Below are 6,686 nucleotides of genomic sequence, written 5' to 3' on the forward strand. Positions count from 1 at the left end.
GTGGACCGAACGGATCAGTTCCGTCGGTCCACATTGGCTTGCGCCCCGCTACTGGCTTGCGCCCCGCTACCTGCCGAGCAGGAGACTGATGGTGTCGGCCGCCCGATAGCCACTGTTGACAGCGCCTTCGATCCAGATGCGCCACACCGAGTCGTCGAGGTCGGTCCCGGCGAAGACGACACGCCCCTCCGGCTCGTTCATCGCCCGGATGAAGTCGTAGGCCTCACCCGGGCGGTCGATCCGGTACGTCCCGTCGAACAGCGGGTCGGTGTTCCAGTCGTGGGCGTCCACCGCGAGCACCTCTGCCTGCGGGTAGTACTCCCGCACCGCGCTTTGGACCTGTTCCCGGTCGGTAGGGTCGAGTCTGCCTTTGGCCTGCTCACCGAATCCCATCAACAGGCTGGTCCCGTCGGCGAGTTCGTAACCCAGACAGATGGCTGACAGGGTGCCTCTACCGAACGCGAACGGGCGGCGAGGCACGTTGCGCACCAGCATGGTGGGCTTGTACGCGCGCCCCTGGTGGTTCTCGGCCAGCGGCTTCACCTTGTCGTCGGACAGGCCCGGCTGGAAGTCGATGTGCCGCAGTACGTTCGTGGGCGCCGCCATGACACAGGTGCGCGCCCGCACCGACTCTCCGTCACGGGTGCGTACCGTCACCCCGTCCTCATCCTGCTCGACCTGGGCAACGTGATGACCGAGGCGGATCTCCAGGCGGGACTGCTCCACCATCCGCCCGAGCAGGACGCCGGCCCCGCCTACGAAACGTTCGGTGAGCGCGCCGAAGAACCCGTATGGACTGTGGCCGAAACCCGCCGTCTGCGCGATGGTCCCGAAGACCGAGATCTCGCGCGGATCGGCGCCCGTGTACCAGCCGATGGCGGTGTACACCAGGTCGCGCGTGGCAGGCCCGAGGTTGAGCGGAGCGAGGAATTCGTCAACGGAGATGTCCAGGTCGCGGATCGCCTGACTGGTGAGCCGCTGGGACGGAGCGATGCGCTTGGAGGCGTCCCGCAGATGCCCCAGAACCCGCTCCAGGTCGGCCAGTTCACGCGCAGGAACGGGGAAGGAGCGCAGCGCGCCGCCGGTGAGGAAGACGGCGCTCTCCGGCATCACGTCCTCCGAGATCGCGACGCCGTAGCGGGCGATCTCACGGCGGACGCCGGGCTGCAGTTCGCGGTTGACCCAACTGCCGCCGAACTCGGCCTGCCGGTCCTCATGGCCGGTGAAGGGGCGCGCGTAGGTGCGGCCGCCTATGCGTGCCCCGGCCTCGAACACCACCACCTTGCGCCCGCGGTCCACAAGATCACGGGCCGCGGTGATCCCGGCGAAGCCCGCCCCCACCACTACAGCGTCATACAGGTCGTCGTTCACTCGCTCTTTCCCTCCGGCTCAGAACGTGATGAGTGGCTTGATGTGTCCCGGCATGCGCGCAGCTGTATCGGCGAAGGCGCGCTCGACGTCGTCAAACCGATAACGCCGGGTCAGCAGCACGGTGGGATCGACACGTCCGGTCTCCACCAGCCGCAGCAGGCGCCCCATGCGTTCGCTTCCACAGCGTTGGAAGGTGCTCAGGATGGTCTTGTCGGCAATCCCCCAGCCCCACTGCGCCAACGGGATCGGCAGCGTGGCGTCGTCCGGTCCGCTGTAGGAGCTCAGCACCGCCACCACGCCGCCTTCACGGACGACAGCCACGGCACGGGGAAAGGACTCGATGACGCCGGATGCCTCGACCGCGCAGTCCGCGCCCACACCAGCGGTGAGCTGCCGGATCTCCGACTCGATGTCATGCTCAGCCAGGTTCAGGGCGCGGTCGGCGCCGACACGCTTCGCCTGTTCCTCACCGCCGGGCCGGGCCTTCACCGTGACGACCAGGCCCGCGCCCAGGGCCCGGGCCGCCATCGTCGCGGCGAGGCCGACGTGGCCCTGCCCGAAGACGACGACTGTGCCGCCGAGCGGGATGCGCGCAGCCTCCGGGCCGGTGCTGCCCGAAGAGAGAGTGTCGGGAACGCACACCGCGGCCTCGTCGGAGACGGCATCGGGGATCGCGACGAGGTTGTAGGACGCGTGGGGCACGGTGAAGTACTCGGCGAGACTGCCGTCGCGGCTGACGCCGAAGGTGTAGCCGCCCCAGGCCACGCCACCGCAGTGGCCGGTGAAGCCCCGTTGGCAGTTGGCGCACTGTCCGCACGGCGTGGTCGAGGCGGTGGTGACGCGCTGGCCGACCGCGAAGCCGGTTACGCCGTCGCCGATCTCATGGACGACGCCCACGGCCTCGTGCCCGAGCACGGTGCCGTCGGGCGTCGGGAACTCTCCGCCTACGCAGGCCACGTCGGCGGAGCAGAGTGAGGCGGCCGTGGTGCGAACGACCACCTCGCCGGGTCCGGCCTGCGGGACGGGCCGGCTCTCGACCACCGCTTTCCCGTCCCGCAGGACCAGGGCCTTCATCTGTTCATTCATTGATGCTCCTTGTGTGCCGCCGACGAGCTGCGGTCGGCGGCAGGCTCGTGGTGCCTTTACTCAGGCGTGGGCACGTAGATGGCACCGCGTGCCAGGACAGGGGCGATGAGGTCGTCGGAGCAGACCTCATCGGGCGTGGCGAGCGCGATGGGGCGGCGCCCCTGTCCGGGATAGCCGAGCGCGGACCGCACCTCACTCGACATGTAGTAGGCGGCGTTCAGCGCGAACACCAGCCGCTCGAGATCCTCCCCCGCCCACTGCCGGACATCGTCGAAGGTGCAGGTATCCGATGCGGCGGCGAGCTCACCGGCCTGGCGGACGACCGGCTGCAGCCGGGGGTCGGCGTCGAGCGTCTTGTCGAGCAGTTCCAGGTGGGCGCCGACCGAGCGGCCGGAGGGCAGCTTTTCGGTGCCGGGCAGCACCACGTCGAGAATGGCGGCGATCCCGCCACGGGCGCGGTCATCGAGTGGGATCTTTGTACGGGTCTGCTGGATTTGCATCGTCACACCGGAACCTTCTGGTTGCTGCCCGTCTCCATCAGGTGCTCTGTCGCGCGGGCCGCGAAGGCCACCACCGTCGAGGTCGGGTTGACCGACGAGGACGTCACGAACACGCTGCCGTCCAGGACGAAGAGGTTGGGTACGTCGTGGGAGCGCCCGAACCCGTCTACCACGGAGGTCGCCGGGTCGTTGCCGCAGCGGGCGGTGCCGAGCATGTGCCAGCCGACGGCGGGCATCCACGGCACGACCTTGGTCTCGATCGCTCCGGCGGCCCGGTGTGCCTCGTGCATCCGCTCGACGTTCCAGTCCAGGTTGCGGATGCTGTCCTCGGACAGACGGTAGGTGAGCTTCGGAGCCGGAATTCCCGAAGGATCGACCAGGTCGGGGCTGAGCGTGACGGTGTTGGACTCGTCCGGCAGGTCCTCGATGGAGGCCGCCCATTCGAAGGCACGGCCGAGGCCGCGCTCCACCAGGGCCTGGCCCGCCGCGCCGGTCCGCTCGGCGATGGGCAGGTCGGAGTAGCGTTCCAGCAGCTCCATCGGGCCGGGAATGGACATCGCGGACCACTTGGCGCCACGGGCGAAGTCTCGGCTCGGGTCGGTCTCGGCGAACTGCAGGGAGTACAGGTTGGCGCCGAACGGGCCGAGCCAGCTCTCGAGCTGTTCCTCATAGACGCCCATGACGCCGACGAACGGGTGCATCATCAGGTTCTTGCCCACCAGGCCCGAGGAGTTGGCCAGACCATCGGGGAAGAGCGCGGATGTGGACAGCTGCAGCAGTCGCGGGGTGCCGACGCCGTTCGCGCAGACGATCACGACGGAAGCAGCGGTGTGGTGCTCCTGGCCCTCGGCGTCGATCCAGGTCGCGCCATTGGCCAGACCGCCCTTGTCCACGGTGATCTCCCGGACCCGGGCCTCGGTGATCAGGCTCGCGCCGGCGGCGAGAGCCGCCGGCCACATCGCGACGTCGAAGGCCCCCTTTGCCCCTTCGGGACAGCCCGTCATACACATCCCCCATCGCGCGCACGCACCGCGATCGCCGTGGGTCTTCGTCATGATGGCCTGAGTCGCCGGCCACCAGTGCCACCCGAGCTTGTTCATACCTTCGGCGGCCTTCACGCCGACCCGGCCGATCGGCACGCCCGGCATCGGCGGACTCAGGGGCGCCGGGTACGCGGGGTCGCCCGATCGTCCCGAGACGCCGACCATCTCATCGAGCAGCGTGTAGTACGGCTCGAGGTCCTCGTAGGTGAGCGGCCAGTCGTCGGCGAAGCCGTACAGGCTGCGAACCTTGAAGTCCGAGGGGACGAAGCGCGGCCACTCTCCGCCGAAGAGCATGCTGCTGCCGCCGACACCGTTGAAGTTCAGGGGGTGCACATCGGCTTCGGAGACATCGATCGGATAGTCCCAGGCTCCACGTCGCACATTGGGGTTGGTCGACCAGGAGCTACCGCACAGGACGTCCCGTTCCAGCTTGTCGCTCGGGTAGTCGATGCGGTTCACCCAGCCGCCCTGCTCCAGGCACGTCACCCGGTAGCCGCTTTCGGCCAGGATCCGGGCCGCGGTCGCACCAGAGGGACCCGCCCCGATGATCAGGACATCCGTCGCCGTCTTGTCCGGCGGCTGCCCGGCTACTGCCATGCGAAGTCTCCTTGCTGGTCCTTCGAAATCCGTCGGACTCGCGGGGCTTTCCTCACCCGTGAGGCCTTCCATTCACCCGGCACAGTAGGCACGGCCCAGCTGCGCCTGAACTGTGGGGCGTCCAAAACTCCCTCACCCCGGCCGTGAGAACTCCAAGAGTCTTGCACCGGCACTCCGCGCAAACGAAAGGTGACCGATCCATGTCGAATAGCTGGGGATATCCCATGAATACGGGCCACCGCAGCCGCCCAGTTTGCATGCTGCTCACCCGCTCGTTCGCCCTCGCAACATCGCAGGCCGGTAGAAGTTCGACTCCGCCGCCCATACCATCTTCCCGCGAGCCGTCCACCTTGGCCCACAAGAGGCGCGACTCCTCGCACGTGCGCCTGGCACCGCTCAACTCCGACGCACCCGCAGTCCTCGCCGCCTTCGTGATCGCCAAGATGCCCGGAGACGATCTCGATTTCGCCCGCCATCCTCTGGCCCTCGAAATGGGCCGCAGCAGTCCGGACGCACTCGTCGGGCAGCCAGGTGCACCTGCTGCCGGGCCGGGTAGTGGTTTCGCAGCATGATCGACTCGCCTGTCGCTGCCGGGAAACACCGTAAAACACTAAAGCCCTGTCCAGCGGATGCTGTAAAGCGCACGAGAAGAGACTTCTGGCATCGGAAGATTTCCAACCCGGCGCGTCCTGGCACCCGTCTAGCATGCGGAAACCGAGCCGCCATTGGACAGGATGCCGTGCACCTTCAGGTGCGTGCGAAATCTGAACATCGCCAACAGGCATCGAGCGGCCCGGGCACTCCTGCCTGGGTTGGCGTCCCGGGCTGTCTGGTAGCCCAATCCGTTTCGTCCGGGAGGAGTCCCATGCAACTGACCGCGATCCTGGTGTCCCTGGTTCTGACCGCGGTCGGCGCGGTGTTGTTCGGGGCCGCGGTAGTTCGGATCTACCGGTTCGTGAAGCTCGGTCAGCCGGTACCGGCGAGCAGCCGTACGGACGACCCGAAGGCGCGCACGATCACCCTGGTCAAGGAGTTCCTCGGCCACACCCGGATGAACCGGTGGGGGATCGTCGGCTTCGCCCACTGGTTCGTCGCGATCGGCTTCCTGACGCTGCCGCCGACCCTCGCCCAGGCGTACGGCCAGCTGTTCCAGGCCGACTGGACGCTGCCGGTCATCGGCGGCTTCCTGCCGTTCGAGATGTACATCGAGTTCATCGGTGTGATGACGATCCTCGGCATCCTCGTGCTGATCGCCATCCGGCTGCTCAACCTGCCCTCCCGGGCGGGCCGCAAGTCGCGTTTCGCGGGCTCCAAGGCCTGGCAGGCGTACTTCGTCGAGTACGTCATCCTCACCATCGGCCTGGCCATCTACACCCTGCGCGGTCTCGAGGGCGCCATCCACCACGTGGACCACTACGAGGCCGGCTACTTCGCCTCGTACCCGCTGGTCCTCGCCTTCAAGGACCTCGACCCGAACACCCTGCAGAACCTGATCTACTTCGTCGCGATGATCAAGATCGGCGTCTCGCTGATCTGGATGATCACGGTCTCGCTGAACACCAACATGGGTGTCGCCTGGCACCGCTTCCTCGGCTTCCCGAACATCTGGTTCAAGCGCAACGCCGACGGCGCCACGGCGCTGGGCGGTCTCCAGCCGATGACCTCCGGCGGCAAGCCGATCGACTTCACCGACCCCGGTGACGACGACGTCTTCGGTGTCAGCCAGGTGGAGCAGTTCTCCTGGAAGGGCATCCTCGACTTCTCGACCTGCACCGAGTGCGGCCGCTGCCAGTCGCAGTGCCCCGCCTGGAACACCGGCAAGCCGCTCTCCCCCAAGCTGCTGATCATGTCTCTGCGCGACCACGCGCACGCCAAGGCCCCCTACCTGCTCGCCGGTGGCGGCAAGAGCATGGAGGGCGAGGAGAAGGCGTCCGAGGAGCAGCTGAAGGACGTGCCCGCCGCCGCCCTCGCGGAGGCCGAGCGCCCGCTGATCGGGACCGTCGAGGAGAACGGCGTCATCGACCCGGACGTCCTGTGGTCCTGCACCACCTGCGGCGCCTGCGTCGAGCAGTGCCCCGTCGACATCGAG

Annotated in this window: 5 protein-coding genes; 1 reads left to right on the forward strand and 4 read right to left on the reverse strand. The window is 67.8% G+C overall.

Annotation, left to right across the window (positions count from 1 at the left end; all coding sequences use genetic code 11):
* Nucleotides 1-66: 66 nt before the first annotated feature.
* Genes P1P70_RS13885 through P1P70_RS13900 form a run of 4 tightly spaced genes read right to left on the reverse strand, consistent with a single transcriptional unit; the run spans nt 67 to nt 4,597 of the window.
* The gene (locus tag P1P70_RS13885; RefSeq protein WP_319237143.1) at nt 67-1,371 is read right to left on the reverse strand and encodes an NAD(P)/FAD-dependent oxidoreductase; all 1,305 of its coding nucleotides are present in this window, start codon (nt 1,369-1,371) and stop codon (nt 67-69) included.
* A gap of 18 nt (nt 1,372-1,389) precedes the next feature.
* Nucleotides 1,390-2,457, reverse strand: coding sequence for an alcohol dehydrogenase catalytic domain-containing protein (locus P1P70_RS13890; protein ID WP_319237144.1), 1,068 nt, complete (start codon nt 2,455-2,457; stop codon nt 1,390-1,392).
* 56 nt (nt 2,458-2,513) lie between these two features.
* On the reverse strand, nt 2,514-2,963 hold the full coding sequence (locus P1P70_RS13895; RefSeq protein ID WP_319237145.1) for a hypothetical protein: 450 nt from the start codon (nt 2,961-2,963) through the stop codon (nt 2,514-2,516).
* A complete protein-coding gene (locus P1P70_RS13900) occupies nt 2,960-4,597 on the reverse strand; it encodes a GMC family oxidoreductase (RefSeq protein WP_319237146.1) in 1,638 nt (545 codons plus the stop codon). Before P1P70_RS13900 ends, P1P70_RS13895 begins: the two co-directional genes overlap by 4 nt.
* Nucleotides 4,598-5,462: 865 nt before the next feature.
* Between P1P70_RS13900 and P1P70_RS13905 the strand changes: the two genes are divergently transcribed.
* A partial coding sequence (locus tag P1P70_RS13905) for a (Fe-S)-binding protein (RefSeq protein ID WP_319237147.1) occupies nt 5,463-6,686 on the forward strand: 1,224 nt, incomplete at its 3' end.

The organism is Streptomyces sp. MB09-02B, assembly GCF_033794485.1.
GTDB lineage: Bacteria > Actinomycetota > Actinomycetes > Streptomycetales > Streptomycetaceae > Streptomyces.